Origin of the sequence: Stutzerimonas stutzeri, assembly GCF_009789555.1 — a bacterium.
Lineage (GTDB): Bacteria > Pseudomonadota > Gammaproteobacteria > Pseudomonadales > Pseudomonadaceae > Stutzerimonas > Stutzerimonas stutzeri_R.
In genome coordinates, this window is the sequence record NZ_CP046902.1 from 2,296,118 (window position 1) to 2,322,665 (window position 26,548).

The window sequence follows — 26,548 nt, forward strand, 5'->3', positions numbered from 1 at the left end:
GAAGGTGAATATGAGCTTCGACGCCGATGAAGAAATCCTCCAGGACTTCCTGGTAGAGGCCGGCGAGATTCTCGAACTATTGTCAGAGCAACTGGTGGAGCTGGAAAGCAGCCCCGACGACACAGCCTTGCTCAATGCGATTTTTCGCGGTTTCCATACGGTGAAGGGGGGTGCCGGCTTTCTCCAGCTGCATGAGCTGGTCGAGTGCTGCCACATCGCCGAAAACGTCTTCGACATCCTGCGCAAGGGTGAGCGTCGCGTCGACTCGGAATTGATGGATGTCGTGCTGCAGGCACTGGACGCCGTCAATGAAATGTTCACCCAGGTGCGAGAGCGCACCGTCGTCACGCCGGCCACGGCTGAACTGCTGGCGGCGCTGTCGCGCCTGGCCGAGCCAGCCGGGACGCCGGCACCGGTCGTCGTGCCCACGGCAGAGCCCGAGGCCGCAACGGCGGACAACGAGTTCGAACAGTTTCTCGGTGCCCTGGATCAGTCGGCCGGGACTTCGCCTGCCGAAGCCGCAGACGAGATCACCGACGAGGAATTCGAGTCGCTGCTCGATCAGCTTCATGGCAAGGGCCAGTTTGCGGTGGAGCCGACTGCGGCACCCGCAGCGCCGTCCGCCGAGATGCCGGCCGGCGACGAGATTACCGACGAAGAGTTCGAGGCACTGCTCGATCAGTTGCATGGCAAGGGCGCGTTCGCCGAACCGGCTGCCGCTGCGCCTCGTGCCGAAGCTCCGACCACGCCGGCGGGGTCCGCAGGCGATGAAATCACCGATGACGAATTCGAAGCGCTGCTGGATCAACTGCACGGCAAGGGCAAGTTCGAGCCGGAAGCGGCCGCGCCCGTAGCGCCTGCTTCGGCTGGGGTAGCCAAACCCGAGCCGGCCCCTGCACCGACCGGAAGTGCGCCGGCCAGACCGGCCGCGCCGGCAAGCAAGCTGGTCGCCGCGCCTGGCAAAGCCGAGACCGCGGTCCGGGCCACTCCGGCGCCGGAGAAACCGGCGAGCGAAGCCGAGACGACCGTACGGGTCGACACCGCGCGGCTCGACGAGATCATGAACATGGTCGGCGAGCTGGTGCTGGTGCGTAACCGCCTGGTCCGCCTGGGTTCCAACAGCGGCGACGAGGCCATGGCCAAAGCCGTGTCCAACCTGGATGTGGTGACGGCGGACCTGCAGAGCGCGGTGATGAAAACGCGCATGCAGCCGATCAAGAAGGTGTTCGGCCGTTTTCCGCGGCTGGTCCGGGATCTTGCGCGCAGCCTGAAGAAAGAGATCAACCTGGAACTGGTCGGTGAGGAAACCGATCTGGACAAGAACCTCGTCGAGGCCCTGGCCGACCCGCTGGTGCACCTGGTGCGCAACGCGGTCGATCATGGTATCGAGACGCCGGAAGAGCGCGAGGCAGCCGGTAAACCACGCACCGGCAAGGTCGTGCTGTCGGCCGAGCAGGAAGGCGATCACATCCTGCTGCTGATCACCGATGACGGCAAGGGAATGGACGCCGATATCCTGCGCGCCAAGGCGGTGGAAAAGGGCTTGCTGGAGCGGGATGCCGCCGAGCGTCTGAGCGATCTGGAATGCTACAACCTGATCTTTGCGCCGGGTTTCTCGACCAAGTCGGAGATTTCGGACGTGTCCGGCCGCGGTGTCGGCATGGACGTGGTCAAGACCAAGATTTCGCAGCTCAACGGCACGGTCAACGTGTTTTCCACCAAGGGCCAGGGCTCGCGCGTGGTCATCAAGGTGCCGCTCACGCTGGCAATCATGCCCACCCTGATGGTGATGCTGGGCAACCAGGCCTTTGCCTTCCCGCTGGTCAGCGTCAACGAAATCTTCCACCTCGACCTCTCGCGCACCAACGTGGTTGACGGCCAGGAAGTGGTGATCGTGCGCGACAAGGCGCTGCCGCTGTTCTACCTCAAGCGCTGGCTGGTGCGCGGTGCCGAGCACGAAGAGCAGCGCGAGGGGCATGTGGTCATTCTGAACGTCGGCAACCAGAGCATCGGCTTTGTCGTCGATCAATTGGTTGGGCAGGAGGAAGTGGTCATCAAGCCGTTGGGCAAGATGCTCCAGGGCACGGCGGGCATGTCCGGTGCGACCATCACAGGGGACGGTCGTATCGCCTTGATCCTGGATGTCCCCAGCATGCTCAAGCGCTACGCGCGCCGGGTCTGATCTGTAGGCAGCGGTTTTGACCGACCGCTGCCGCTAGGAGTGTTTTATGGCAGTCAAGGTCCTGGTGGTCGATGATTCCGGTTTCTTCCGCCGCCGTGTTTCGGAGATCCTTTCCTCAGACCCGAATATCCAGGTGATCGGCACCGCCACCAACGGGCGGGAGGCGATCGATCAGGCACTGGCATTGAAGCCCGACGTCATCACGATGGATTACGAAATGCCGATGATGGACGGCATCACTGCCGTACGGCAGATCATGCAACGTTGTCCGACGCCGGTGCTAATGTTCTCCTCGCTTACCCACGAAGGCGCGCGGGTCACCCTCGATGCGCTGGACGCCGGGGCGGTGGACTTCCTGCCGAAAAATTTCGAGGACATTTCCCGCAACCCGGATAAGGTCAAGCAACTGCTCTGCGAAAAGATCAACACGATCTCGCGCAGCAATCGGCGCTACAGCAGCACCGCCAGCGTTGCGGCCCCCCTGGCCACGGTCAGTCGTGGCGCCTATGCGCCTGCCGTTACGTCTCCCGCCGCATCCCGTGCAGGGCAGCCCACGGTGGTGACCGCCGCGCCCCGGCGCAAGTCGTACCGGCTGGTGGCCATCGGTACCTCGACCGGTGGGCCGGTCGCGCTTCAGCGCGTCCTGACGCAACTGCCGGGGACTTTTCCCGCACCCATCGTGCTGGTCCAGCACATGCCCGCCGCGTTCACCAAGGCCTTCGCCGAGCGGCTGGACAAGCTCTGCAAGATTCGCGTCAAAGAGGCCGAGGACGGCGACCTGCTGCGCCCCGGTCTTGCGCTGCTGGCGCCGGGTGGCAAGCAGATGATGGTCGACGGGCGCGGAGCGGTGCGCATCCTGCCTGGCGACGAGCGACTGCATTACCGCCCCTGTGTCGACGTCACCTTCGGCTCTGCCGCCAAGGCATTCGGCGACAAAGTACTGGCGGTGGTGCTCACCGGGATGGGCGCCGATGGCCGGGAAGGCGCGCGCATGCTCAAACAGAGCGGCAGCCAGGTGTGGACGCAGGACGAGGCCAGCTGTGTGATCTATGGCATGCCGATGGCGGTGGTCAAGGCCAACCTCAGCGACGCCGTCTATGGCCTCGATGATATGGGCCGTCACCTGAGCGAGGCGTGCCTCTGATGGATGTGCTCAGCCTCATCGGGCTGGTCCTTGCGTTCGTCGCCATCGTCGGCGGCAATTTTCTCGAGGGCGGTCACCTCTCGGCACTGCTCAATGGGCCGGCGGCCTTGATCGTGCTGGGCGGAACGCTCGGCGCCGTGCTGCTGCAGACGCCCATGGCGGTGTTCATGCGCGCCATGTCGATCGTCGGTTGGATCCTGTTTCCGCCTCGGATCGATATGGCGCACGGGATCAGCCTGGTCACGGGTTGGAGTGCCACGGCGCGCAAGGAAGGGTTGCTGGGCCTCGAACCGATCGCCGAGACCGAGCCCGATCCGTACGCTCGCAAAGGCTTGCAACTGCTGGTGGATGGCGCTGAGCCCGAAGTGATCCGCAGTATTCTCGAGGTCGACCTGTACACCCAGGAAACCCGCGATCTACGCGCAGCCAAGGTGTTCGAGAGCATGGGCGGCTATTCGCCGACGGTCGGCATCATCGGTGCGGTGATGGGATTGATACACGTGATGGGCAACCTTGCCGATCCCGGCCAGCTGGGCAGCGGAATTGCCGTTGCGTTCGTCGCCACTATTTACGGCGTGGCCTTCGCCAACCTGCTGGTCCTGCCGATGGGCAACAAACTCAAGAGCGTGGTGCAGACGCAGACCGCCTACCGCGAGATGTTGCTCGAAGGCGTCCTGTCGATTGCCGAAGGCGAGAACCCACGCTCGATCGAAATGAAGCTGCAAGGTTTCATGGATTGAGCGACACGAGATCGGCGGCGCGCCTGTGCGCCGCCGAGGATACGGGAACGAACATGGCCAACCTTCAAATGACCGCCGCACTCCGCCACAGCGCCGCCGCCTTGCGTGCGTGCGTGCAGGCGATCGTTCGCGCGCCTGTGCCGGCAAGGGGCTGATCATGGGCCGCCGCAGAGTTCACGAGGAGCCGGAGAACCACGAGCGCTGGCTGGTTTCCTACGCGGACTTCATCACCTTGCTGTTCGCTTTTTTCGTGGTGATGTACTCGATTTCCTCGCTCAACGAAGGCAAGTACAAAATCCTTTCCGATTCGCTGGTGGGCGTGTTCAACCAGGCGGATCGCGCGGTCAAGCCGATTCCGGTCGGCGATGAGCGGCCTCGCACCACGCAGCCGGACGTGTCGCACGTGGACGAGCCGCACGCCGCGCAAGAAATCATCGATCCGCTGCAAAGCATCATGCAGAGCATGCACGAGGCCTTCGCCGATCTGATCGATGCGAAACAGCTGACGGTCCGGGGCAACGAACTCTGGGTCGAAATCGAGTTGAATTCGAGCTTGTTGTTCCCTAGCGGGGACGCGCTGCCCAATGACCACGCCTTTGACTTGCTGGAGAAGGTCGCCAGGATTCTGGCGCCCTTCGACAATCCGATTCATGTCGAAGGCTTTACCGACAACCTGCCCATCAATACCTCGAAATTCCCGACCAACTGGGAGTTGTCTGCTGCGCGGGCCGGCAGTGTCGTGCGGATGCTGGCGGCCGATGGCGTCGACCCGGCGCGCCTGGCCGCTGTCGGCTATGGTGAATTCCAACCCATCGCTGACAACTCGACGGTCGAAGGCAGGGCGCGCAATCGTCGGGTGATCCTGGTCATTTCGCGTAATCTCGATGTTCGCCGCAGCGTCAGTGGGGTGGGGAGCGGTAACGCGCAGGCGGTTGGCGCGGCGCTGGTCCCTGGCACGCAACGTGCTATCCCTTCAGGTCGTTAGGTGCCGCGCGCGGTGCCGTCAATTGTCCGTCGTCGGTCGTCCCGGCACGGCCGTTCCCGGTCGGGTTCGATCCGGATGGAAAGAGAGTTATGAGAGTCTGGGCTGTAGCCAATCAAAAAGGCGGAGTGGGCAAGACCACCACCTCAATCGCACTTGCCGGATTGCTGGCCGATTCGGGCAAGCGGGTCGTGGCGCTGGATCTCGATCCTCACGGTTCGATGACGAGCTATTTCGGACACGATCCGGACAACCTCGAGCACAGCGTATTCGATCTGTTCCAGCATCAGGGCACTGTGCCTGAAGGGCTGCCGTGGCAATTGCTGCTGCCGACCAGTCACGAGCGTGTGTCGCTGCTGCCTTCCAGTACGGTGCTGGCGACCCTGGAACGCCAGTCGCCCGGGCAGAACGGCCTTGGCCTGGTGATTGCGAAGAGCCTTTCGCAGCTCTGGCAGGATTTCGATTACGCCATCATCGACAGCCCGCCCTTGCTGGGCGTATTGATGGTCAATGCGCTGGCCGCCAGCCAGCAACTGGTCATCCCGGTACAGACGGAGTTCCTGGCGATGAAAGGCCTGGAGCGGATGGTCAGTACGCTTTCCATGATCAACCGTTCGCGCAAGCAGGCGTTGCCGTACACGATCGTGCCGACCATGTTCGACCGGCGTACCCAGGCCTCGATGAACACGCTCAAGGTCTTGCGTAACGGCTATCAGGCCAATCTCTGGCAGGCCTTCATTCCGATCGACACGCGCTTGCGCGATGCCAGTCGCGCAGGCGTTACGCCTTCGCAGTACGATCCCAACAGCCGGGCGGTGCTCGCCTACCGGGCCTTGCTCAAAACTCTGCTGGCAGCCCAGGCTTCGCCACAGGTTGCCTGAATGACGACGTACGGGCGCGATCGCGGTTCAAGTTCGCGGCGGTTGCGGCCGATAGCCTATCCAGTGGGTTCGCACGAGTTGGTGTCATGAGTCGTACCGTTCTTAAAGAAAGCCGATCGCAACAGACGCTGCAGTCCTATCTCGATGCGCTCTTGCAGGATGCCGTCATGGAGTTGACCGAATCGGTCAGCCATGACGAGTTCCAGGCCGCCGTGCTCGAGGAGCAACAGCGTGATACCCAGCGGGTGGTTCCGCTGCGGCAGGTGGCGGTGCCGGATACCGTGGCCGAACCCGTACCGGCTCTGCTATCGGTCATCGCCGAGCCGGAGGCGTTGCTGGAGCTGCAACCCGAAGCGCCGAGCCAGCCAGCCGCTGCCCGGGTCGAGCCGATTGCCGATTTCCAGCTGCCAGGCGGTCCGCCTGCGCGCCATACGGGCCAGCCGGAGTGGGGCGAGGAGCCGTTCGAATGCCTGCTGTTCGACGTCGCCGGGCTGACGCTGGCGGTGCCGCTGGTCAGCCTTGGGTCGATCTACCCGCTCGCCGGGCATGACCTGACGCCGCTGTTTGGTCAGCCCGCATGGTTCCTCGGCATATTGCCGAGCCAGGCCGGCAACCTGAAGGTGCTCGATACCGCGCGCTGGGTCATGGCTGATCGCTATCGTGATGACTATCGCGAAGGGCTCCAGTACGTGATTTCGGTTCAGGGCTATGAATGGGGGCTGGCGGTGCATCAGGTCAGTCGCTCGATCCGCCTGGACCCGAAGGAAGTCAAATGGCGTTCGCAGCGGACCCAGCGTCCGTGGTTGGCCGGGACGGTGATCGACCATATGTGCGCGCTGGTGGATGTCACCGCCCTCGCCGAGCTGATTGCCACCGGCGCGACCCGTCATCTGAAGGGCGTGCCGTCGTAAGTGAAATGAACAACCATGGGTGCGCGCAAGCGTCCCGAGTACCGATAGAATCGACCGCCACAGCGGTATATGAAGAGGTGGGGCTATGAAGATGACTTCCGCGCAGGGTTCCGATGATCCGGTTCTGCAGTGGGTAACCTTCCGTCTGGATAACGAGACCTATGGCATCAATGTGATGCAGGTCCAGGAAGTGTTGCGCTATACCGAAATTGCGCCTGTGCCGGGTGCGCCGAGCTACGTGCTTGGCATCATCAACCTGCGCGGTAACGTGGTCACCGTGATCGATACGCGCCAGCGCTTCGGTCTGGACGCGGCGCCTGTGTCGGACAACACCCGTATCGTCATCATCGAGGCCGACCGCCAGGTGGTCGGGATTCTGGTCGACAGCGTTGCCGAGGTGGTCTATCTGCGCCAGTCGGAAATCGAAACCGCACCCAATGTCGGGAATGACGAGTCGGCGAAGTTCATCCAGGGCGTGTGCAACAAGAACAACGAATTGCTGATTCTGGTCGAGCTGGACAAGATGATGAGCGAAGAGGAATGGGCTGAACTTGAGAGCATCTGATTCATGATCGCATCGCTGGTCGCGGCGGTCGTCGCGCTTGCCCTGTGTTGCCTTGCCTTGCTCGGCTGCTGCATCTGGCTGTTCCGGCGCCAGCGGCAGCTGGCCGAATCGCTGGCCAGCGAAAATGCCGTCCGGGACAAACAGATCAAAGCCCTGGGGGCTCGCCTGGATACCTATCTGCAAGGCAGCGTGCGCATGGGCAAGGACCTGCAGGAGCTGTCGCGCCTGGTGGCGCCGTTGCCTGAAAAGCTGAGCCAGCTGGAGCAACGCGACCCGAACAATATTTCCTTTTCCCAGGCCGCCAAGCTGGTCGGCATGGGCGCCAGTGTCGATGACCTGACGCAATCGTGCGGCCTTTCCCAATCGGAAGCCGAACTGATGCGCAAGCTGCATCAGGCTCGACGCAACCCGGAGTAGCGACACCTCCTGGCGGCCGTGCACTGCCGCCAGGCCGGCGCACTGAACGATCTGACCATTGCTTCCTCCAATCTGGACAAGGCCTTGCCGTGTCTGGTGCAGGCCCGTGCCCGTCGTCGGGCGAGGAGGATGTGATGCTGCGCATTCTGATGCTGTGCCTGCTCTGCGGCCCGACCTGGCTTTACGCGGGGGAAGCACCGGCCGAGGTGGAAGGCGCGATGACCGTCAATGTGTACCAGGCCAGGCAGCTTCACGAGCTTGGCGCGGTGTTCGTGGATGTGCGTCCGAGCCGTGAGTGGAGCTGGGGGCATATCCAGGGCGCGGTGCATATGGACCTGGCGCGAGATTTTCTGGGGCTGTCACAGAACGAGTTGCCCAGAAGCGTTCCGCTGGTGGTCTATTGCGACAGCGAAGTATGCCCGGCCAGTGCCGAGGCGGTTCGCCTCGCGGTGGCGTGGGGCTACGAGCAGGTGTTCTATTTCCGCCAGGGCTACTTTGCCTGGGTGCTGGCTGATTTCCCCCAGGAGAAGGGCCACTTCAACGCCGTCACGACCCTCAACGCTCAGGCCCATTGAGGCGCGGCAACCCCGCATCGGCGTGTTGCTCGGTAAAACCCGGCGGACATTTGCCTTTCAGATACCAGGCAAACGCGATGATCTCGGCGAGGGTGCGATACAGCGCTTCGGGGATGGCATCGCCCAGCTCCAGGCGCGCCAGCAGCTTCACCAGCTCGGCATTCTCATAGATCGGCACCTCGTGTTCACGGGCGATCGCCAGTATGGCTTCGGCCAGCTCATCGTCCCCCTTGGCTGATAGGGTGGGGGCATTCGTACCGTCATAGGTGAGCGCAATGGCTTGACGCGGTGTGCTGGCGGTCATGCGGTTTCATCCACGAAACGTTGTTCAACTGAGGTTCGAGGACCTTGGGGCGGGGTGCCTTGCCGACAGGCGAGGTCGCCGACAGTGAGCCCGGCTGTGACCAGGCGCTGACGCAGATGATCGAGCTCGGCGGCAATCAGGTCGGCGGTACGGCTGCGTTCTGCCCATATCTGGCTCGACAGGCTGCCCCGCATCAATTGCGCCTGAACCTGCAGCGGGCCGAGAGGCGATACATCGAACGCGAGTTCGACTTTCCAGAGCACATCGGGCGTTTCGCTTCGGCTGTGCTGGGAGGCTTCTTCGCGCTGGAACTTAACCTGCAGCGCAAGGATGTCCCGTTGATCGCGCATCGGTACCTCGATCTGCCAGGTCGTCACCTGGGTGCCGTCCGGGTTGGTCTGGGTCTGCGCGAGGCTGGACAGCTGATGCGTTTGCAGGCGCGATACCGCCGCCGCTGCGAGTTTCAACAGCAATTCCAGGTCAGCCTCGTCGTCGCTGTTGGGCAACAGGCGGCTCGGCAACGGAAAATGCTGCGCCAACTGGCGCGCGTTCGGTTGTCCCGACGCGCCAAGCGCATTGCGGGCGAAGGCGGGCAGTGCCTGACCGAGGCCCGTACCGGCCTGCGCGCTGGCCAGCGCGCCGCCCGGCAAACCGGGTAGCTGTGCAATCAGGCGGAGCAGAGCGGCTTTCATATCGTTCGGCAGACTGTCGTTCGGATCGCTCAACAGGCCGCTTTCAAGGAAGACGCCGCTGCGCGCGAGCGCTTTAGCCAGCGTCCTGGTATCGCCCAACTGCTGCATGTCCGGAACCAGGCCGAGCAGACGCTCGGCCGCGCCACGCAGTTGGTCGGGGAGGGCCAGGCCGGATCCGAGCGCACCCAGCAGCCCTTCGATCGATCCCTGGCGCCCATGCTGGGCGGTCAGTTGCTGGCCGAGCATCAGCTCATCGAGACGACCGCTCAATGGCATGAACGACAGTGATTGGTCTCCCTGGACGCGCGCGGTGATCAGGCTGCCCAGCGCAAGCGGCAGGCTGGATTCGACATTCAGCTTCTGTCCGGCCAGCGGTGAGCCAAGCAAGCTGATCACCGCCTTGAAGAGGACTTTTCCGTCCTGCTGAATCTGCTGACTGGTTACCACTTTTCCCTGGATCACCGAGCCCACCGGAAGCCGCTCGAGATCGATGCTGCTGTGCGGCTGACGGTTGCCGGGTTGCAGAGCGGCAATCAGGCGGGTGTCTGAGACGGCCGTGATGAGCAGGGCCGTGCCAGGTGCTGCGGCTTTCTGGCTGCCGGCCTCGACGGTGGCCTGCCGTCCATTGCTCAGGGTCAGGCGCAGCGTCAGCTGAAAGGCCTGCAGCGCTTCCTTGATGCTGACGACTTCGGCCTCGGCGCTTTCTCCGGCCAGCAGCAGTCCCTGCATCGGTTGCAGCAGTTTCAACGCCATCTCGGTGGGGCTTGTCGTCGGGCGAGACGGGCCGGAGGCGGGGATTGCCTGGGTACTCTTGATCTCGGTCATTCTTACTTAAATGCTCTTACAACCTTTCGCCGTTGTGGCCTTTGGTGCGGGGGCTCGGCATGTATAATTCCGGCCGCCCGGCTCGCTATCGGTGTAGCGGCCGGGCTCCTTCCATCTTGAGGTAGCCCTAGCGTGTCCAGTCCCTTTCTAGAAGCTGTGGCGCTTTCCTGTGAACGGGACTGGCGTCTTCTGTTCGAGAGGTTAGACCTGCGGATCGCAAAAGGGGAAATGTTGCAGATCGCCGGCCCCAACGGCAGTGGCAAGACCAGCCTGCTGCGGTTGCTGTCCGGGCTGATGCAACCGACCGCGGGCAAGGTTCTGCTCAATGATCGCGACCTCGAAAGCCAGCGCGATGAACTGGCCCGCAATCTGTTGTGGATCGGCCATGCCGCGGGTATCAAGGGGCTGCTAACCGCCGAGGAAAACCTGACCTGGCTGTGCGCGCTGCATCAACCGGCACCGCGCGAGGATATCTGGCGTGCACTCGAAGCGGTGGGGCTGCGCGGTTTCGAAGATGTGCCCTGCCATACGCTTTCCGCCGGCCAGCAGCGGCGTGTCGCGCTGGCCAGGCTGTTTCTGTCGCCTCCGCCCCTGTGGATTCTCGATGAACCCTTCACCGCGCTGGACAAGCACGGCGTGGCCCAGCTCGAACGGCACCTGGCGAGTCATTGCGAGCAAGGCGGCATGGTCATACTGACGACCCATCATTCGCTCGCCGAAAAACCGGCGGGCTACCGTGAAATCGATCTGGGGCAGCGGGCCGCATGAGTAACGTCTTTACGCTGCTGCTGGCTCGGGAAACCCGCCTGCTTTTCCGCCGCCCGGCAGAACTGGCCAACCCGCTGGTGTTCTTCGCCATCGTCATCGCCCTGTTTCCGCTGGCGGTGGGGCCCGAATCGCAATTGCTGCAGACCCTCTCACCGGGGCTGATCTGGGTGGCTGCGCTATTGGCTGTACTGCTTTCGCTGGATGGCTTGTTCCGCAGCGATTTCGAGGACGGCTCACTCGAACAGTGGGTCGTTTCGCCGCACCCCCTGGCACTTCTGGTTCTCGCCAAGGTACTGGCACACTGGCTGTTCTCGGGCCTGGCGCTGGTTCTGTTGGCCCCTTTGCTGGGGCTCATGCTGGGGATGCCGGCCAGCACGCTTCCGGTGCTGCTGGTCTCGCTGTTGCTGGGCACGCCGGTGCTCAGCCTGCTGGGTGCGGTGGGGGCGGCGCTGACCGTTGGCCTCAAGCGCGGCGGGCTGCTGCTGGCCCTGCTGATCCTGCCGCTGTATATCCCCGTACTGATCCTGGGCAGCGGGGCGTTGCAGGCGGCGCTGCAGGGGCTGCCTGCGCTTGGTCATCTATTATGGCTTTCCAGCCTGACTGCCCTGGCAGTTACCCTGTCACCCTTTGCGATAGCGGCCGGCCTGAAGATCAGCGTCGGCGAATGACGGATAGCACGATGTTTCTACCCGATAGCGAAACCCGAATCGCCACTACGAGACGAGCGGCGTCGACAATGAGCCGGTTACCGATCGCCAAAAAGACCCGTTGGTCCGGTTTCGGCTTGATATCGGCTTGCGTGGGTGAAGTGAGGCAGGTGCCATGAACTGGACATGGTTCCACAAACTAGGTTCGCCCAAATGGTTCTACGAGATCAGCGGCCGCTGGCTGCCCTGGTTGGCCTGGGCTGCGCTGGTTCTGCTGGGTGTCGGTCTCGTCTGGGGCCTGGCATTCGCGCCGCCGGATTACCAGCAGGGCAATAGCTTCCGGATCATCTACATACACGTGCCGGCTGCATTTCTGGCGCAGTCCATCTACGTGATGCTGGCCGCGGCTGGAATCGTCGGGCTGGTGTGGAAGATGAAGCTGGCCGATGTCGCGTTGCAGCAAGCCGCGCCCATTGGCGCCTGGATGACATTCATCGCGCTGCTTACCGGTGCGGTATGGGGCAAGCCGACCTGGGGCGCGTGGTGGGTGTGGGACGCACGCCTGACATCGATGCTGATTCTGCTGTTCCTGTACTTCGGGATCATTGCGCTGGGGCAGGCCATCAGCAACCGGGACAGCGCCGCCAAGGCCTGCGCGGTGTTGTCCATCGTTGGCGTGGTCAACATCCCGATCATCAAGTATTCGGTGGAGTGGTGGAACACCCTTCACCAGCCCGCCACCTTCACCGTGACGGAAAAGCCCGCCATGCCGGTGGAGATGTGGTTGCCGTTGCTGGTCATGGTGCTGGGTTTCTATTGTTTCTTCAGCGTCGTGCTGCTGATGCGCATGCGCCTGGAAGTGCTGCGCCGTGAGTCACGCAGCAGTTGGGTCAAGACTGAAGTGAAGGCGCGGATGGGCAAGGCATGAATTTTTCGTCTTTTTCCGAATTCATCGCCATGGGCAACCATGGTGTGTATGTCTGGACTTCCTATGGCGTCAGCCTGGCGGTCCTGATTCTGAACGTGGCGCTGCCGATCATGGCACGCCGGCGTTACCTGCAAGACGAGGCGCGTCGTTTGCGCCGGGAGGAAATGAAGTGAATCCTGTGCGCAAGAAGCGTCTGTTCATCATATTGGCCATTCTGGCGGGCGTAGGCGTTGCGGTCAGCTTGGCGCTGTCAGCCCTGCAAGAGAACATCAATCTGTTCTACACGCCGACGCAGATTGCCGCGGGCGAAGCGCCGGAAGGGACTAGGATTCGTGCCGGTGGGCTGGTCGAAGCCGGGTCGGTGACGCGCAGCAGCGACTCGCTCACCGTCTCGTTTCGCGTCACCGACAACAACGAAACGGTGACCATCAGTTACCAGGGCATCCTCCCTGACCTGTTCCGTGAAGGGCAGGGCATCGTGGCGCTGGGTCGCGTCAATGCGCAGGGCGTTCTGGTGGCGGACGAAGTGCTGGCCAAGCACGACGAAAACTACATGCCCCCGGAAGTCACCCAGGCACTGGAGAAAAGCGGAATGATGAAGCATTACGAAGGCGACAAGCAGGAGTATGCGAAATGATTCCAGAACTGGGCCATCTGGCGATGATTCTGGCGCTGTGCCTGGCGGTCGTTCAGGGCACGCTTCCGCTGATCGGCGCCTGGCGGGGCGACCGGCAATGGATGGGGCTGGCACAGCCGGCCGCCTGGGGTCAGTTCAGCTTCCTGGCGTTTTCCTTCGCCTGCCTGACCTACGCCTTCATGGTGGATGATTTCTCCGTCGCTTATGTGGCGCAGAATTCCAACAGTGCGTTGCCCTGGTATTACAAATTCAGCGCCGTGTGGGGCGCGCACGAAGGGTCGCTGCTGTTGTGGGCCTTCATCCTGTCGGCCTGGACCTTCGCGGTCGCGATCTTCTCCAGGCAGTTGCCGGAGGACATGCTCGCCCGGGTGTTGGGCGTGATGGGCCTGATCAGTATCGGTTTCCTCCTGTTCCTGATCGTCACTTCGAATCCATTCGAACGTCTTCTGCCGCAGGCACCGATGGATGGGCGTGACCTCAACCCCTTGCTTCAGGATTTCGGCCTGGTCGTTCATCCGCCGATGCTCTACATGGGCTACGTCGGATTCTCGGTCGCCTTCGCATTCGCCATCGCCGCGCTGCTGGGCGGTCGCCTCGACGCGGCTTGGGCACGCTGGTCGCGGCCCTGGACGCTGATCGCCTGGGCCTTTCTAGGCATTGGTATCGCGCTGGGCTCGTGGTGGGCCTATTACGAGTTGGGCTGGGGAGGCTGGTGGTTCTGGGACCCGGTCGAAAATGCCTCCTTCATGCCCTGGCTGGTAGGGACCGCGTTGATTCATTCGCTGGCGGTGACGGAAAAGCGGGGCGTATTCAAAAGTTGGACGGTATTGCTCGCCATTGCCGCCTTCTCGCTCAGCCTGTTGGGCACCTTCCTGGTTCGTTCCGGCGTGCTGACATCGGTCCATGCCTTCGCCACCGATCCGGAGCGCGGTGTCTTCATCCTGGCGTTCCTGCTGTTGGTCGTCGGTGGCTCACTGACCCTGTTCGCGCTGCGCGCACCGGTTGTGAAAAGCCAGATCGGCTTCGGCCTGTGGTCGCGTGAGACGCTGCTGCTGGTCAATAACCTGCTGCTGGTGGTCGCCACGTCGATGATCCTGCTCGGTACGCTGTATCCGTTGCTGCTCGATGCGCTGTCGGACACCAAGCTTTCGGTCGGGCCTCCCTACTTCAACGCGATGTTCCTGCCGCTCGTTGGCGCGTTGATGCTGGCGCTAGCCGTGGGTGTCCTGGTGCGCTGGAAGGACACTCCGGTGAAATGGTTGATGGGCATGCTGACCCCGGTGTTGATCACCAGCGCCGTTCTGGGCGGATTGGGCTCGATGCTGTTCGGCGATTTCCACTGGGCCGTGCTGGCGGTGTGCCTGCTGGCCGCCTGGGTGGTAACGGCCGGTGTGCGCGACGTGCTGGACAAGACCCGCCACAAGGGCCTGATAAAGGGCGTGCGAAGCCTCGCGCCGAGCTACTGGGGCATGCAGCTCGCGCATTTCGGCCTGGTGGTCTGTGCGCTGGGTGTGGTGCTGACGAGCCAGCAGAGCGCCGAACGCGACCTGCGTCTTGCTCCTGGGGAGTCGCTGGAATTGGGCGGCTACAGCTTTGTCTTCGAGGGCGCGAAGCATTTCGATGGCCCTAACTTCACCTCCGACAAAGCCACCATTCGCGTGTTCGAGGGCGACAAGCAGATCGCGATGCTGCATCCCGAGAAGCGCCTCTACACCGTGCAACAGATGCCAATGACCGAAGCGGGCATCGACGCGGGCTTTACCCGCGACCTCTACGTCGCCCTGGGCGAGCCGCTGGAAAATGGAGCCTGGGCGGTGAGGGTGCACATCAAGCCTTTCGTGCGCTGGATCTGGCTGGGCGCATTGCTGATGTCCCTGGGCGGTGTGGTTTCGGTCTGTGACAAGCGCTACCGGGTGAAGGTCAGGACCCGGGTCCGCGATGCGCTCGGTTTGGCCCAGCAAGGAGCCTGAGATGAAACGAATATTGATGCTGCTTCCGCTGGCCATCTTCCTGCTGGTCGCCGTGTTCCTCTATCGCGGCCTGTTTCTGGACCCGACCGAGCTGCCCTCGGCCTTGATCGGTAAGCCACTGCCGTCGTTCTCTCTGCCCTCGGTAGAAGATTCGCAGCGACTGATCAGTGCCGAGGACATCAAGGGCAAGCCGGCGCTGGTCAACGTATGGGCCACCTGGTGCGTGGCCTGCAAGGTCGAACACCCGGTACTCAACAAGCTCGCGGCGCAGGGCGTGAACATTCATGGCGTGAACTACAAGGACGACAACGCCGCTGCCCAGAAGTGGCTCAAGGATTTCCACGACCCCTACGAACTGAACATTCGTGACGAGCAGGGCAGCCTGGGGCTGGATCTGGGTGTCTATGGCGCGCCCGAGACGTTCATCGTCGACAAGCAAGGCGTCATTCGCCACAAGTACGTCGGGGTGATCGATGAGCGCGTATGGCGCGAGCAACTCGCCGCCCTTTATCAGGAACTGGTGGACGAATGAAACAGCTGGTCCAGGTATTTCTGCTGACCCTGTGCCTGGTGGGTGGCGCACGGGCGGCGATCGACGCCTATGAGTTCAAGGACGAAGCCGAGCGGGAGCGATACCGTACGCTGGTCGAAGAGCTGCGTTGCCCCAAGTGCCAGAATCAGAACATCGCCGATTCCAACGCGCCGATCGCGATGGATCTGCGCCGCGAAATCTACCGCATGCTGGAGGAGGGGCAGAGCAACGATCAGATCGTCGACTACCTCGTCGCCCGTTACGGTGATTTCGTGCGCTACAAGCCGCCGGTCAACACCAAGACGCTGGTGCTCTGGTACGGCCCGTTCGCCTTGCTGGTGCTCGGGTTCGGCGTGTTGGCGTTCATCCTGATCCGTCGTCGCCGGGCCACCGACCCTGCGTCGAACACCCTTTCCGAGGCCGAGCGCGCGCGCCTCGCCACGTTGCTGGATAAAAAAGAGCCATGATCGATTTCTGGATAGGTGCGGGCCTGCTGTTACTGGCCGCCCTGGGGTTCCTGCTGCTCCCATTGTTGCGCGGGCGCCGCGTACAGGCCGAAGAGGACCGGACGGCGCTGAATGTCGCCCTTTACGAGGAGCGACTCGGTGAGCTGGCGGCGCAGCACGCGGCTGGCACCCTGACCACCGAGCAGTTCGAGACGGGGCGCGCCGATGCCGCGCGCGAACTGCTCGACGACACCGAGGGCGGCGAAACCCATCGCAGCAGCAACCTGGGGCGTGCCGTTCCGCTGATCGCGGCGATCCTCGTGCCGTTGGTCGGCTGCGGCCTGTATCTGCACTGGGGAGCAAGCGACAAAGTGCAGCTGACGCGCGAATTCGCCGTGCAGCCGGGGTCCATGGAAGAGATGACCGCAAGGCTGGAGCGCGCGGTACAAGCCCAGCCGGAGTCCACCGAAGCGTGGTATTTCCTCGCCAGGACCTACATGAGCCAGGAGCGACCCGCCGATGCGGCCGCCGCGTACGAGCAGCTCATTGAACTGGCTGGCCGCCAGCCGGAGCTTCTCGGTCAATGGGCGCAGGCGCTTTATTTTGCGGATGATCGAAAATGGTCGGCGCAAATGCAGCAACTCACCGACGAGGCGCTGGGCGGTGACCCCCATGAAGTCACCAGTCTCGGCCTGTTAGGCATTGCCGCATACGAAGAGGGCCAGTTCGAGCAAGCGATCGGATACTGGGAGCGCTTGGTGGCGACCCTGCCTGCCGAGGATCCGTCGCGAGAGGCCATCCAGGGCGGCATCGCCCGCGCCCGCGAACAAATGGGCGAATCGGCTTCGAGCGCGGCAGAACCCATCGAACCGGCAGCGACGGCGTCGCAAGAAGCGGGGCTGACCGTTGTTGTGCGGCTGGACGCAGCCCTGGGCGAGCAGGTGCAACCCACCGACACGGTGTTCGTGTTTGCCCGTGCGGTCTCCGGACCGCCAATGCCATTGGCGGTCAAGCGGCTGACCGTCGCCGATCTGCCTGCTACGGTCAGTTTGAGCGATGCCGATGCAATGACTCCGCAGCTTCGCTTGTCCAACTTCGAACAGGTCAGGCTGTTCGCTCGTATTTCCAGGGACGGGAACGCCACTCGCGGCGAGTGGCAGGGCAGCAGTGAGCCGCTGGCGTTGGACAACGACGGCGCGGTCAAACTGACTATCGACCAACCTGTGACGCCCTGATCGTAGAGGGCGCTGAGGAGGCCAGTGATAATGGTGACGGACCCGGTTTCGACGGTTGTATTCCGCCTGTCCAGAGCAGGCGGTGCAACAATGCTGGCGCTGCTGCTGGGCGCCTGTGCAGGCAACCCCTATCAATCGTCGGAACCGGCACCGCCGCCAACGCCGCCCGTGGTGACGGAGCCTCGCGAGCCGGTCACCACTCCGCCGCCGGTCCGCACCCCGCCGGCACCACGACCACCGGCCACGCAAAAAAGTCACCCGCGCTACGCGCCACCGCCGCATGCCGCCGCGCATTGGGACAATCGGCTGGGCGTGTATGTCGTGGAAGGCAAGAACATGTTCTATCGAGAGCGCCTGTACTACCGCTGGGATGGTGACTGGTATTGCGCGGGCCGTCCGGAAGGTCCGTGGGAGCCGGTCGCACCGCCGAGTGTTCCGACCGGCCTGCGGGGTCTGCATTGAACGCCTAGGCCTGGCTGCGATTTTTACCGGGTACGCTAAAGGCCGGTCCGCCATGGCCGATAAAGACTTCAGGTGCGGCTCGCCGTACCGGGGAAGTCGTCCAGGCCTGGCCTTTGTAAGCGTTCATCCGGAGTGGATTCATGAGTGCGGCAGTCAAATACCTCGAGGAAACCGGCAATGCATTGCGCCATGCGCTGATGCAGCAGGACTGGACGGCCATCAGCGTTCTGGATCTGCAATGCCGAAACGTCGTCGAAGCCGCCATGCAGGAGCCGCGGGAGGACGAGCAGGCGATTCGTCAGCGCCTGCAGGAACTGGTGGCGCTTTATCGCGAACTGGTCATGACGTGCCAGGCCGAGCAGCGGCGGGTCGCCGATGAGCTGGTCCAGCTCAACCACTCGCAGCGCGGTACCAATGTTTATAAGCTCTTCGGCTGACGTACAGGCGCGGGGTCTGCGCTACCATTGGTCAGACTGACCCCAATGATCGATCAGCCCTCAGTTCAGAGTCACCGATCCCGCCTGGCCACATTGTAAAGTCGATTAAAAAAGACAGGCCCGCCGCCATTCCTCGCTCGATGTAATACCAATCGCATCTTTTCCCCGCACACTCTGCCCCGTGTCGCGACAGCGCCTGTATGGACGCTCAACGGGTTGCGCCTCTCGCCTTTTTGCTCGCAAATTCAAGGCCAGGGACATTCTCCGATGTTTTGTCGTTGAATCACGTCATAAATTTGACTCAAGGCCTTTTTTTTAATTAACTACTGGCTATCTGCCGGTGACATTGCCGTTTCTGCCAGGGAACGGGTGCAGGCCTTCTTTCAGCCAATAGAGCTATAAACAAGATGTGGCGTGAAACCAAGATTTTGTTGATAGATGATGATCAGGATCGTCGCCGGGATTTAGCGGTCATCCTCAGTTTCCTGAGCGAGGATCATCTGGCCTGCGCCAGCGGCGATTGGCGGGCGGTTGTGGACGGCCTGGAGTCGAGCCGCAGCATTCTTGGCGTGATGCTTGGCGATGTTTCTGCCAAGGGCGGCGCGGTGGAGTTGCTCAAGCAGCTCAGCAAATGGGATGAGAACCTGCCGCTCATGTTGATTGGCGAACCGGTGCCGGGCGACTGGCCGGACGAGATCCGGCGACGGGTACTGACCAGCCTCGAGATGCCGCCGAGCTATAACAAACTGCTCGATTCGCTTCACCGGGCTCAGGTCTATCGAGAAATGTACGACCAGGCAAAGGCACGCGGCCGGCAGCGCGAGCCCAACCTGTTCCGCAGCCTGGTCGGTACTAGCCGCGCCGTGCAGCACGTGCGACAGATGATGCAACAGGTCGCCGACACCGAGGCGAGCGTCCTGATTCTCGGGGAGTCCGGGACGGGCAAGGAGGTTGTCGCACGCAACCTGCACTACCATTCCAAGCGCCGTGGCGGCCCCTTCGTTCCGGTCAACTGCGGGGCTATCCCGGCCGAGCTGCTGGAAAGCGAATTGTTCGGCCATGAAAAGGGCGCTTTTACCGGAGCAATTTCTTCGCGCGCCGGCCGTTTCGAACTGGCCGAAGGCGGAACCCTGTTCCTCGACGAGATCGGCGACATGCCGCTGCCCATGCAGGTCAAGCTGCTACGCGTGTTGCAGGAGCGCACCTTCGAGCGCGTCGGCAGCAACCGCACGCAGAATGCCGATGTCCGGATCATCGCGGCGACCCACAAGGATCTGGAAAAGATGATCGTGGACGGCAGCTTTCGCGAAGACCTGTATTACCGCCTCAATGTTTTCCCCATCGAAATGGCCCCGCTGCGCGAGCGCATCGAGGACATTCCGTTGCTGATGAACGAACTCATCTCGCGCATGGAGCATGAGAAGCGCGGCTCCATTCGCTTCAACTCGGCGGCCATCATGTCACTCTGTCGCCATGACTGGCCGGGCAACGTTCGTGAGCTGGCGAATCTCGTCGAGCGTATGGCGATCATGCACCCCTACGGGGTGATCGGCGTGATGGAGTTGCCGAAGAAGTTCCGCCATGTCGACGATGACGACGAGCAGTACGCGATCAGCGTGCATGACGAGATGGAAGAGCGGGCCGCCATCAATGCACCCATCGTCGCTGCCGACGCGCATGCGATGCTGCCGGTGGAGGGCCTCGATCTGAAGGATTACCTGGGTAATCTTGAGCAGGGGCTCATCCAGCAGGCGCTCGAAGATGCTGGCGGTGTCGTCGCGCGTGCCGCCGAACGGCTGCGTATCCGCCGAACGACGCTTGTCGAGAAAATGCGCAAATACGGGATGAATCGTCGCGACGACGACCTGGACGAGTGAGTCCTCGCGCTCGCCGCTTCAGCAGCGGCGAGCCCTCTTGTGCGTTTCTTTCATTGCCGCCAGGCATGATCCTTGCTGATGTCCACTTCACCGACCATCTTTTGACGGATACGTGTGCCAGTGACTTCAGCGCTTTCTTCATCGGCCTTGACCCAGCGGCCTGCCGAGACTCCGACCAGCCGTGAGCTTGAGCAGTCGCTTGAACGCTTTACCCGCATCTCCGGCCGACTGAACGAATCCCAGCAGTTGCTGCACAGCCGTGTGGCCGAGCTGAAAGACCAGTTGGCTGAGACAAGCGCACAGCGCAGGCGTGAGCTTGAGGAGAACGAGCGCCTGGCCAATCGCCTGCAAAGCCTGCTGGACTTGTTGCCTGGCGGCGTCATCGTGATCGACGGTCAGGGTGTGGTTCGCGAAGCCAATCCGGTGGCGCTGGAGTTGCTCGGCGGACCGCTCGACGGCGTCCTCTGGCGCGAGGTGATCGCTCGCAGCTTCGCCCCGCGCAAGGACGATGGCCATGAAATCTCGCTGAAGGACGGACGCCGCGTATCCATCGCTACGCGCTCGCTGAATGGCGAGCCGGGGCAACTGGTATTGCTGACCGATCTGACCGAGACGCGGCGGCTGCAGGCGCAGCTGGCGCGTCACGAGCGCCTCTCCGCGCTGGGACGGATGGTCGCTTCGTTGGCTCACCAGATACGGACACCGCTTTCCACGGCACTGCTTTATGCCAGTCATCTGGAGCAGGGCGGGTTGTCGGTCGAGCATCAGCAACGCTTTGCCGGGCGCCTTAAGGATCGTCTGAATGAGCTGGAGCACCAGGTTCGCGACATGCTGGTATTTGCCCGTGGCGACTTGCCGCTGGAGGATAGGCTGACGCCCGCCGAGTTGCTGGCCGCGTTGCGGGCTGCTGCCGAAGCGAAACTGCAGGGCGTCGCCGTTCGCTGGCAGTGCGACGTGCCGGCCGGCGCGCTGCTGTGCAACCGTGACACGCTGGTCGGCGCACTGCTCAACCTGATCGAGAACGCGCTACAGGCGGCGAACGGCGAACCACGACTGAAAATTCATTTCTACGCACGAGACGCTGGGCTGCGCATCAGCATCAGCGACAACGGTGCCGGGATCGATGCCGCGACTCTGGCTCGCCTCGCAGAGCCGTTCTTCACCACGCGTGCGACGGGCACCGGCCTGGGCCTCGCCGTTGTCAAGTCGGTGGCGCGCGCGCACTCAGGCGAGCTCGCGTTGCGCTCCAGGCCAGGCCGAGGCACCTGTGCCACTGTTCTGCTTCCGCTGCTCACGGCTTCCGCGCCGGGTCTGAAGGAGTGATGCGCATGGTTGCCAAGATCCTGCTGGTCGAAGACGACCGCGCCTTGCGCGAGGCATTGGGCGATACCCTCGAACTGGGCGGTTACGCCTACCGAGCGGTCGATTGTGCCGAAGCCGCCCTGCTGGCGTTGCAGCACGAGGCCTTCGGCTTGGTGATCAGTGATGTGAACATGCCAGGCATGGACGGTCATGCCCTGCAGGCGCTTATCCGTCAACGTTACCCGCACGTGCCGGTGCTGCTGATGACCGCATACGGCGCCGTTGAGCGCGCGGTCGAGGCGATGCGTCAGGGCGCCGTGGATTATCTGGTCAAGCCGTTCGAGCCGAAGGTCTTGCTTGGTCTGGTCGCGCGGCATGCCTGCGGTCAGCTTGATCCTGCCGAGGGAGACGGCCCTGTAGCGGTCGAGCCGGCCAGCCAGCAACTGTTGGCATTGGCCGCTCGCGTCGCGCGCAGCGATTCGACCGTGCTGGTTTCCGGTGAGTCCGGTACCGGCAAGGAAGTGTTGGCGCGTTACATCCATCAGCAATCATCCCGCGCGACAAGGCCGTTCGTTGCGATCAACTGCGCGGCCATCCCCGACAACATGCTCGAGGCGACCTTGTTCGGGCATGAGAAGGGGGCCTTCACCGGGGCCATTGCGACGCAGCCCGGCAAGTTCGAACTGGCCGAAGGCGGCACCCTGCTGCTCGACGAAATCTCTGAAATGCCGTTGGCCCTGCAGGCCAAGTTACTGCGCGTACTGCAGGAACGCGAAGTCGAGCGTGTCGGCGGACGCAAGCCCATCGCGCTCGACATCCGCATCATCGCGACCACCAACCGCGACCTGGCTGACGAGGTCCGCAACGGGCGGTTTCGAGAAGACCTGTTCTATCGCCTTTCCGTGTTTCCGCTCGCCTGGCCGGCGTTGCGCGATCGACCTGCGGACATCGTGCCGCTTGCCGAACGCCTGCTCGCCCAGCATGCGCTGAAGATGCGCCAACCAGGCGTCAGGCTCACGGCACAGGCCCGCCAGCACCTGCTCGGCCATCCCTGGCCCGGCAACGTTCGCGAGCTGGATAATGCCATTCAACGCGCATTGATTCTGCAACAGGGCGGTTCGATCCGCCCTGAGGATCTTTGCCTGACCGGTAGCGCGGGTTTCGCATCCTTGGCACGCGACCCGGCCGGTCGCAGCGAGCCGGCAGGTGCATCGCCTGACGCCCTTGCAGCGCCCGCCGAGGCGGTTGGAGCGTTGGGTGACGACCTGCGCCGTCGCGAGTTCCAGGTAATTCTCGACACCTTGCGTGCGGAGCGTGGCCGTCGCAAGGAAACCGCCGACCGGTTAGGGATCAGCGCTCGCACCCTGCGTTACAAACTGGCACAGATGCGTGATGCCGGCCTGGACCCCGAAGCTGCCCTGCACGCCGGCTGATTCGCAGCAGGGCAATAGGCGCGGGCGCCTCTGATAAGCTCCGAGCCTCATCGTGCATGAGGGTTTGGCTATGGATGAAGGCTTCTGGAAACGACGTTGGGCACGCAATGAAATCGGGTTTCACCTGAACGAGGTCAACCCTTATCTGCGCCGGCACTGGTCACGGATGAACCTGACCGAGGGCGCGCGCGTCCTGGTGCCCCTGTGCGGCAAAAGCCTCGATATGGCGTGGCTGGTCGAGCAGGGCTTCGCCGTGCTCGGCGTCGAGCTGAGCGAGCGTGCGGTGGAAGATTTCTTCTCCGAGCAGGGGCTGATAGCCGACGTCAGCCAGCAGGGTGGATTCAAAATCTACCGTGCCGGCAGCCTGGAAATCCGCTGTGGCGACTTCTTCGCGCTTAGCCGCGACGAGGTGGGTGACTGCCAGGGATTGTACGACCGCGCTGCGTTGATCGCGTTACCGGTGGAAATGCGCCAGCGTTACGTCGAGCATCTGACCCACATCCTCGTGCCCGGCTGCCAGGGGCTGCTGGTCACCCTCGATTACGAGCAGCAAGAGATGCCCGGTCCGCCGTTCGCGGTGAGTGATGCAGAGGTTCGGCAGCGCCTTGGGCGCTGCTGGGATCTCGAATTGCTGGAGCGAGCGGACGTGCTGGAGGGTAACTGGAAGTTCCTGCAGCGAGGATTGTCCCGGCTGGAGGAAAGCTGCTACCGACTCACCGTACGCGGTTAGCGGAGCAAGACGGACGCTTCGCGGGTCACCGGGACAGTTGCCGGTTGGATCAGCCCTGAACGGTTATGGGCGAGGGCGGCGCTACCGCCCTCGTCGGTCCTTACGCTCAGGCGCGCTGGCGAAGGGCCTCGATGCGGTCTTCCAGCGAAGGGTGGGTCATCAGCAGCCCGGCAAGGCCATTGCGCAGGGCGCCGTTGATGCTGAAGGCCTTGAGGCTGTCCGGCATGTCCACCGGCACGCCCTGTTCCGCCCGCAGACGCTGGAGGGCGCCGATCATGGCGCTGGTGCCGGCCAGTTGCGCGCCAGCCTCGTCAGCGCGGAATTCACGTTTACGCGAGAACCACATCACGATGATGCTGGCGAGAATGCCGAGCACCAGTTCGGCAAAGATGGTAGCCACGAAATAGCCGATGCCGTGGCCGTCTTCATTCTTGAGAATCGCCCGATCGACGAAGCTGCCGAAGATCCGCGCGAAGAACATGACGAAGGTGTTCACCACGCCTTGAATCAGCGCAAGGGTGACCATGTCGCCATTGGACACGTGGCCGATCTCATGGGCCAGCACCGCCTTGACTTCGTCCGGCGAAAAACGCTCCAGCAGGCCCTGGCTGACGGCGACCAGCGCGTCATTCTTGTTCCAGCCAGTGGCGAAGGCGTTGGCTTCGTAAGCGGGGAAAATACCCACTTCGGGCATCTTGATGCCGGCATCGCGAGACAGTTGCTCGACGGTTTGCAGCAGCCATTGTTCGTGACGCGTGCGGGGCTGACTGATGATCTCGGTGCGGGTGCTCATCTTCGCCATCCATTTCGAGATGAACAGCGAGATCAGCGCACCGGCGAAGCCGAACACCGCGCAGAACGCCAGCAGGCTACCGTAGTTCTGACCGGTGTAGCGATCCACTCCGAGTAGCTTGAGGGTGATGCTGGCAACGACCAATACAGCCAGGTTGGTGGCCAGGAACAAGAAAATGCGCATCATGTTGCGGCAGACTCCAGAGGGAACAATAAGGAACGATAGGCTATATAAGGTGCGGGCCGGCGCTATTCAACCGGGCGACTATTTCAAGCTATGTCGCTTGCGCGCCGATTCGTTCAGGCTTCGCTCGACAGGCTGCAGCCGAACAGCGGGCGGGTCAGTTGCGCGAGTCGTTCGCCGTGCCCCTGGTTGAGTGCCTGGCGAAGCTGGTGAGCCAGGCTCGAGCGGACTCGGCGCACGCTGGCGGGCAGGGTTTGGATGTCGTCTGCGCTCTGGTCGAGCGTGCGGGTCAAGCGCAGGAAGGCTTTCTCGGTCAGTACCGCCTGGTCGATGGCCAGGAACTGAAGGGTGCTGTCGAAGCGCAGATAGCCTTCCTCGGCCAACCACAGCAGCGCGCCGAGGCAGCTCTGGTGCCGCTTGCTGGGAAGGCCGAACTCGTCGGGTTCTTCGTGGCCGATAAGGTCTTCGACGTACAGCGTGATCTTTCTCGGGAACGCCTGGTAGAGCATCAGCAGGCCGGCTGCGGCGTCCCGGTAGAAGTCGTCGATCTGCAGGTCCATCGAAGGCTACTGGCTGTAGGTCTTGAGGAAGCTGCCGATCCGACCGATCGCCTGTTCCAGGTCGTCCACGCGGGGCAGGGTGACCACGCGGAAATGATCCGGCCACGGCCAGTTGAAGGCGGTGCCCTGGACGATCAGCAGTTTCTCGGACAGCAACAGGTCGAGCACGAACTTTTCGTCGTTGTGGATCGGGCAGATCTTCGGATCGATGCGTGGGAAGGCGTAGAGCGCGCCCATTGGCTTCACGCAACTGACGCCGGGAATGTCATTGAGCAGTTCCCAGGTCCGGTTGCGTTGCTCGAGCAGGCGACCCGGTGGCAGCACCAGGTCGTTGATGCTCTGGTAGCCGCCGAGGGCCGTCTGGATGGCATGCTGTGAAGGCACGTTGGCACACAGGCGCATGTTGGCGAGGATGTCGATGCCCTCGATGTAACTCTGTGCCTTGTGCTTGGGCCCTGAAATCACCACCCAGCCGGAGCGGAAACCCGCGACCCGATAGGACTTGGACAGGCCGTTGAACGTCAGGCAGAGCACGTCCGGGGCCAGGGATGCGGTGCAGATGTGCACGGCATCGTCATAGAGAATCTTGTCGTAGATTTCATCGGAGAACAGCACCAGCTTGTGCTGACGCGCCAGCTCGACCATGCCTTCCAGCACTTCACGCGGGTAGACCGCACCGGTCGGGTTGTTCGGGTTGATCAGCACCAGTGCCTTGGTGTTCGGCGTGATCTTGGCCTTGATATCGGCCAGGTCAGGCCACCAGTTGGCCTGTTCGTCGCACAGGTAATGCACGGGTTTGCCGCCCGCGAGGCTGACAGCGGCCGTCCACAGTGGATAGTCCGGCGCCGGAATCAGCACCTCGTCGCCGTTGTTGAGCAGCGCCTGCATGGACATCACGATCAGTTCGGAGACGCCATTGCCGAGGTAGATGTCCTCGATGGTCACGCCTTCTACCTGCTTCTGCTGGTAGTACTGCATGATCGCCTTGCGCGCGCTGAACAGGCCTTTGGAGTCGCTGTAACCTTGCGCGGTGGGCAGGTTGCGGATCACGTCCTGGAGGATTTCCTCCGGGGCTTCGAAACCGAACGGCGCCGGGTTGCCAATGTTCAGCTTGAGGATGCGATGGCCTTCCTCTTCCAGGCGTTTGGCGTGCTTGAGCACTGGCCCACGGATGTCGTAGCAGACATTGGCGAGCTTGTTCGATTTGCTGACCTGCATGATCCTGAGTGTCCCGAAGTGAAGACGCGCCCGGCTTGTCGAGGCTGGCGGCGTTTGGCATGAACCCGGGCGCCTTGGCAGCCTGAAACCTCGCTGCCAGACTAGGCGTCTAAGAGCAACGCATCATACGTGCGGCCCGACCACCGGAAAAGGTACAGATCCGCCTTTTTTG

29 protein-coding genes are annotated in these 26,548 nt (G+C 62.8%); 24 read left to right on the top strand and 5 right to left on the bottom strand.

Going from position 1 to position 26,548, the window contains the following annotated elements; translation table 11 throughout:
* Positions 1-10 precede the first annotated feature (10 nt).
* The 9 genes from GQA94_RS10690 (at position 11) to GQA94_RS10730 (ending at position 8,397) form a co-directional block, all read left to right on the top strand.
* Positions 11-2,182, top strand: a complete 2,172-nt coding sequence (locus tag GQA94_RS10690) for a chemotaxis protein CheA (protein WP_158188002.1) — start codon at positions 11-13, stop codon at positions 2,180-2,182.
* A gap of 46 nt (positions 2,183-2,228) precedes the next feature.
* Complete coding sequence (locus tag GQA94_RS10695) at positions 2,229-3,326, top strand: protein-glutamate methylesterase/protein-glutamine glutaminase (RefSeq protein WP_158188003.1); 1,098 nt, start codon at positions 2,229-2,231, stop codon at positions 3,324-3,326.
* Positions 3,326-4,066, top strand: a complete 741-nt coding sequence (locus tag GQA94_RS10700; protein ID WP_158188004.1) for a flagellar motor protein — start codon at positions 3,326-3,328, stop codon at positions 4,064-4,066. Before GQA94_RS10695 ends, GQA94_RS10700 begins: the two co-directional genes overlap by 1 nt.
* 157 nt (positions 4,067-4,223) lie before the next feature.
* Complete coding sequence (gene motD, locus GQA94_RS10705; protein WP_158188005.1) at positions 4,224-5,051, top strand: flagellar motor protein MotD; 828 nt, start codon at positions 4,224-4,226, stop codon at positions 5,049-5,051.
* Positions 5,052-5,140: 89 nt separating this feature from the next.
* The gene (locus tag GQA94_RS10710) at positions 5,141-5,929 is read left to right on the top strand and encodes a ParA family protein (protein ID WP_158188006.1); all 789 of its coding nucleotides are present in this window, start codon (positions 5,141-5,143) and stop codon (positions 5,927-5,929) included.
* A gap of 86 nt (positions 5,930-6,015) precedes the next feature.
* Positions 6,016-6,840, top strand: coding sequence for a CheW domain-containing protein (locus GQA94_RS10715; RefSeq protein WP_158188007.1), 825 nt, complete (start codon positions 6,016-6,018; stop codon positions 6,838-6,840).
* 85 nt (positions 6,841-6,925) lie between these two features.
* On the top strand, positions 6,926-7,405 hold the full coding sequence (locus tag GQA94_RS10720) for a chemotaxis protein CheW (RefSeq protein ID WP_158188008.1): 480 nt from the start codon (positions 6,926-6,928) through the stop codon (positions 7,403-7,405).
* Positions 7,406-7,408: 3 nt separating this feature from the next.
* Entirely contained in the window at positions 7,409-7,822 is a 414-nt protein-coding gene (locus GQA94_RS10725) for a DUF2802 domain-containing protein (RefSeq protein ID WP_158188009.1), read from the top strand.
* A 134-nt stretch (positions 7,823-7,956) separates the two neighbouring features.
* Positions 7,957-8,397: a rhodanese-like domain-containing protein gene (locus GQA94_RS10730; RefSeq protein ID WP_158188010.1), complete on the top strand. Its 441-nt coding sequence runs from the start codon at positions 7,957-7,959 to the stop codon at positions 8,395-8,397.
* Here GQA94_RS10730 and GQA94_RS10735 read toward each other — a convergent pair.
* Together GQA94_RS10735 and GQA94_RS10740 are read right to left on the bottom strand one after the other, a co-directional pair.
* Complete coding sequence (locus GQA94_RS10735; RefSeq protein WP_158188011.1) at positions 8,378-8,701, bottom strand: EscU/YscU/HrcU family type III secretion system export apparatus switch protein; 324 nt, start codon at positions 8,699-8,701, stop codon at positions 8,378-8,380. The genes GQA94_RS10730 and GQA94_RS10735 overlap by 20 nt on opposite strands.
* Complete coding sequence (locus tag GQA94_RS10740; RefSeq protein WP_158188012.1) at positions 8,698-10,218, bottom strand: flagellar hook-length control protein FliK; 1,521 nt, start codon at positions 10,216-10,218, stop codon at positions 8,698-8,700. Before GQA94_RS10740 ends, GQA94_RS10735 begins: the two co-directional genes overlap by 4 nt.
* A gap of 132 nt (positions 10,219-10,350) precedes the next feature.
* Between GQA94_RS10740 and ccmA the strand changes: the two genes are divergently transcribed.
* From ccmA to GQA94_RS10815, 15 genes are all read left to right on the top strand, one after another.
* Positions 10,351-10,986, top strand: coding sequence for a cytochrome c biogenesis heme-transporting ATPase CcmA (gene ccmA / locus GQA94_RS10745; RefSeq protein WP_158188013.1), 636 nt, complete (start codon positions 10,351-10,353; stop codon positions 10,984-10,986).
* Positions 10,983-11,654 carry a heme exporter protein CcmB gene (ccmB, locus tag GQA94_RS10750; protein ID WP_158188014.1) on the top strand — a complete coding sequence of 224 codons (672 nt, stop codon included), beginning with the start codon at positions 10,983-10,985 and terminating at the stop codon, positions 11,652-11,654. The genes ccmA and ccmB overlap by 4 nt, the downstream gene beginning before the upstream one ends.
* 154 nt (positions 11,655-11,808) lie before the next feature.
* Complete coding sequence (locus GQA94_RS10755; protein WP_158188015.1) at positions 11,809-12,561, top strand: heme ABC transporter permease; 753 nt, start codon at positions 11,809-11,811, stop codon at positions 12,559-12,561.
* A complete protein-coding gene (gene ccmD / locus GQA94_RS10760; RefSeq protein WP_158188016.1) occupies positions 12,558-12,734 on the top strand; it encodes a heme exporter protein CcmD in 177 nt (58 codons plus the stop codon). The genes GQA94_RS10755 and ccmD overlap by 4 nt, the downstream gene beginning before the upstream one ends.
* Entirely contained in the window at positions 12,731-13,198 is a 468-nt protein-coding gene (gene ccmE / locus GQA94_RS10765; protein ID WP_158188017.1) for a cytochrome c maturation protein CcmE, read from the top strand. The genes ccmD and ccmE overlap by 4 nt, the downstream gene beginning before the upstream one ends.
* Positions 13,195-15,168: a heme lyase CcmF/NrfE family subunit gene (locus GQA94_RS10770; protein WP_158188018.1), complete on the top strand. Its 1,974-nt coding sequence runs from the start codon at positions 13,195-13,197 to the stop codon at positions 15,166-15,168. Before ccmE ends, GQA94_RS10770 begins: the two co-directional genes overlap by 4 nt.
* Position 15,169: 1 nt before the next feature.
* The gene (locus tag GQA94_RS10775; RefSeq protein ID WP_158188019.1) at positions 15,170-15,700 is read left to right on the top strand and encodes a DsbE family thiol:disulfide interchange protein; all 531 of its coding nucleotides are present in this window, start codon (positions 15,170-15,172) and stop codon (positions 15,698-15,700) included.
* A complete protein-coding gene (locus tag GQA94_RS10780; RefSeq protein ID WP_158188020.1) occupies positions 15,697-16,167 on the top strand; it encodes a cytochrome c-type biogenesis protein in 471 nt (156 codons plus the stop codon). Before GQA94_RS10775 ends, GQA94_RS10780 begins: the two co-directional genes overlap by 4 nt.
* Positions 16,164-17,381 (top strand): c-type cytochrome biogenesis protein CcmI, encoded by a 1,218-nt coding sequence (ccmI, locus tag GQA94_RS10785; RefSeq protein WP_158188021.1) that lies wholly within the window; start codon positions 16,164-16,166, stop codon positions 17,379-17,381. The genes GQA94_RS10780 and ccmI overlap by 4 nt, the downstream gene beginning before the upstream one ends.
* 90 nt (positions 17,382-17,471) lie before the next feature.
* Positions 17,472-17,843: a hypothetical protein gene (locus GQA94_RS10790; RefSeq protein ID WP_158188022.1), complete on the top strand. Its 372-nt coding sequence runs from the start codon at positions 17,472-17,474 to the stop codon at positions 17,841-17,843.
* A 140-nt stretch (positions 17,844-17,983) separates the two neighbouring features.
* Complete coding sequence (gene fliT / locus GQA94_RS10795) at positions 17,984-18,280, top strand: flagellar protein FliT (protein ID WP_158188023.1); 297 nt, start codon at positions 17,984-17,986, stop codon at positions 18,278-18,280.
* A 407-nt stretch (positions 18,281-18,687) separates the two neighbouring features.
* Positions 18,688-20,157, top strand: a complete 1,470-nt coding sequence (locus GQA94_RS10800; RefSeq protein ID WP_158188024.1) for a sigma-54 dependent transcriptional regulator — start codon at positions 18,688-18,690, stop codon at positions 20,155-20,157.
* A gap of 147 nt (positions 20,158-20,304) precedes the next feature.
* A complete protein-coding gene (locus tag GQA94_RS10805; RefSeq protein WP_272870218.1) occupies positions 20,305-21,480 on the top strand; it encodes a sensor histidine kinase in 1,176 nt (391 codons plus the stop codon).
* A gap of 5 nt (positions 21,481-21,485) precedes the next feature.
* On the top strand, positions 21,486-22,892 hold the full coding sequence (locus tag GQA94_RS10810) for a sigma-54-dependent transcriptional regulator (RefSeq protein WP_158188026.1): 1,407 nt from the start codon (positions 21,486-21,488) through the stop codon (positions 22,890-22,892).
* Positions 22,893-22,962: 70 nt separating this feature from the next.
* Positions 22,963-23,622, top strand: a complete 660-nt coding sequence (locus GQA94_RS10815) for a thiopurine S-methyltransferase (protein ID WP_158188027.1) — start codon at positions 22,963-22,965, stop codon at positions 23,620-23,622.
* A 106-nt stretch (positions 23,623-23,728) separates the two neighbouring features.
* Here GQA94_RS10815 and htpX read toward each other — a convergent pair whose 3' ends face one another.
* The 3 genes from htpX to GQA94_RS10830 form a co-directional block, all read right to left on the bottom strand.
* A complete protein-coding gene (gene htpX, locus GQA94_RS10820; RefSeq protein WP_158188028.1) occupies positions 23,729-24,601 on the bottom strand; it encodes a protease HtpX in 873 nt (290 codons plus the stop codon).
* A gap of 113 nt (positions 24,602-24,714) precedes the next feature.
* Positions 24,715-25,158 carry a hypothetical protein gene (locus tag GQA94_RS10825; protein WP_158188029.1) on the bottom strand — a complete coding sequence of 148 codons (444 nt, stop codon included), beginning with the start codon at positions 25,156-25,158 and terminating at the stop codon, positions 24,715-24,717.
* A gap of 6 nt (positions 25,159-25,164) precedes the next feature.
* Positions 25,165-26,376 (bottom strand): pyridoxal phosphate-dependent aminotransferase, encoded by a 1,212-nt coding sequence (locus GQA94_RS10830; RefSeq protein WP_158188030.1) that lies wholly within the window; start codon positions 26,374-26,376, stop codon positions 25,165-25,167.
* Positions 26,377-26,548 lie beyond the last annotated feature (172 nt).

Coding starts and splice junctions, on each gene's coding strand:
- ccmI (WP_158188021.1), top strand. CDS start 16,164: ATGATCGATTTCTGGATAGGTGCGGGCCTGCTGTTACTGGCCGCCCTG.
- GQA94_RS10710 (WP_158188006.1), top strand. CDS start 5,141: ATGAGAGTCTGGGCTGTAGCCAATCAAAAAGGCGGAGTGGGCAAGACC.
- GQA94_RS10810 (WP_158188026.1), top strand. CDS start 21,486: ATGGTTGCCAAGATCCTGCTGGTCGAAGACGACCGCGCCTTGCGCGAG.
- fliT (WP_158188023.1), top strand. CDS start 17,984: ATGAGTGCGGCAGTCAAATACCTCGAGGAAACCGGCAATGCATTGCGC.
- GQA94_RS10825 (WP_158188029.1), bottom strand. CDS start 25,158: ATGGACCTGCAGATCGACGACTTCTACCGGGACGCCGCAGCCGGCCTG.
- htpX (WP_158188028.1), bottom strand. CDS start 24,601: ATGATGCGCATTTTCTTGTTCCTGGCCACCAACCTGGCTGTATTGGTC.
- ccmB (WP_158188014.1), top strand. CDS start 10,983: ATGAGTAACGTCTTTACGCTGCTGCTGGCTCGGGAAACCCGCCTGCTT.
- GQA94_RS10775 (WP_158188019.1), top strand. CDS start 15,170: ATGAAACGAATATTGATGCTGCTTCCGCTGGCCATCTTCCTGCTGGTC.
- GQA94_RS10735 (WP_158188011.1), bottom strand. CDS start 8,701: ATGACCGCCAGCACACCGCGTCAAGCCATTGCGCTCACCTATGACGGT.
- GQA94_RS10700 (WP_158188004.1), top strand. CDS start 3,326: ATGGATGTGCTCAGCCTCATCGGGCTGGTCCTTGCGTTCGTCGCCATC.
- GQA94_RS10755 (WP_158188015.1), top strand. CDS start 11,809: ATGAACTGGACATGGTTCCACAAACTAGGTTCGCCCAAATGGTTCTAC.
- GQA94_RS10720 (WP_158188008.1), top strand. CDS start 6,926: ATGAAGATGACTTCCGCGCAGGGTTCCGATGATCCGGTTCTGCAGTGG.
- GQA94_RS10695 (WP_158188003.1), top strand. CDS start 2,229: ATGGCAGTCAAGGTCCTGGTGGTCGATGATTCCGGTTTCTTCCGCCGC.
- GQA94_RS10800 (WP_158188024.1), top strand. CDS start 18,688: ATGTGGCGTGAAACCAAGATTTTGTTGATAGATGATGATCAGGATCGT.
- GQA94_RS10780 (WP_158188020.1), top strand. CDS start 15,697: ATGAAACAGCTGGTCCAGGTATTTCTGCTGACCCTGTGCCTGGTGGGT.
- GQA94_RS10725 (WP_158188009.1), top strand. CDS start 7,409: ATGATCGCATCGCTGGTCGCGGCGGTCGTCGCGCTTGCCCTGTGTTGC.
- GQA94_RS10690 (WP_158188002.1), top strand. CDS start 11: ATGAGCTTCGACGCCGATGAAGAAATCCTCCAGGACTTCCTGGTAGAG.
- GQA94_RS10770 (WP_158188018.1), top strand. CDS start 13,195: ATGATTCCAGAACTGGGCCATCTGGCGATGATTCTGGCGCTGTGCCTG.
- GQA94_RS10715 (WP_158188007.1), top strand. CDS start 6,016: ATGAGTCGTACCGTTCTTAAAGAAAGCCGATCGCAACAGACGCTGCAG.
- GQA94_RS10815 (WP_158188027.1), top strand. CDS start 22,963: ATGGATGAAGGCTTCTGGAAACGACGTTGGGCACGCAATGAAATCGGG.
- GQA94_RS10790 (WP_158188022.1), top strand. CDS start 17,472: ATGCTGGCGCTGCTGCTGGGCGCCTGTGCAGGCAACCCCTATCAATCG.
- GQA94_RS10730 (WP_158188010.1), top strand. CDS start 7,957: ATGCTGCGCATTCTGATGCTGTGCCTGCTCTGCGGCCCGACCTGGCTT.
- motD (WP_158188005.1), top strand. CDS start 4,224: ATGGGCCGCCGCAGAGTTCACGAGGAGCCGGAGAACCACGAGCGCTGG.
- GQA94_RS10830 (WP_158188030.1), bottom strand. CDS start 26,376: ATGCAGGTCAGCAAATCGAACAAGCTCGCCAATGTCTGCTACGACATC.
- ccmD (WP_158188016.1), top strand. CDS start 12,558: ATGAATTTTTCGTCTTTTTCCGAATTCATCGCCATGGGCAACCATGGT.
- GQA94_RS10740 (WP_158188012.1), bottom strand. CDS start 10,218: ATGACCGAGATCAAGAGTACCCAGGCAATCCCCGCCTCCGGCCCGTCT.